Origin of the sequence: Pseudomonas sp. HY2-MNA-CIBAN-0224 (assembly GCF_040310285.1) — a bacterium.
Taxonomy (GTDB): domain Bacteria; phylum Pseudomonadota; class Gammaproteobacteria; order Pseudomonadales; family Pseudomonadaceae; genus Aquipseudomonas; species Aquipseudomonas helleri.
The window spans coordinates 1-277 of record NZ_JBEOPQ010000458.1; the positions used below are offsets into that span (position 1 = coordinate 1).

Sequence of the window (277 nt, forward strand, 5' to 3'; positions counted from 1 at the left end):
CCATTGGCGTCACTGGTTTGCAATGCTTTGACTAATCGAACAAATTCATCGATAGAGCGGCCATTACTCATTGGGTAATACACCATGGCACGTAAAATACCCTCAGGATCAATAATGAAGGTCGCGCGGACGGCCGCGGTATCACTCGCACCGGGTTGGATCATGCCGTAGGCTTTAGCCACTTCCATTGATAAGTCGGAAATAATAGGGAAGGTAATTTCAACACCGAAGTTTTCTTCAATATTCCGTACCCAAGCGATGTGTGAATGAATACTGT

1 protein-coding gene is annotated in these 277 nt (G+C 45.8%); it reads right to left on the reverse strand.

Going from position 1 to position 277, the window contains the following annotated elements; translation table 11 throughout:
• A partial coding sequence (locus AAEZ03_RS27155; protein ID WP_350582930.1) for a redoxin domain-containing protein occupies window positions 1–277 on the reverse strand: 277 nt, incomplete at both ends.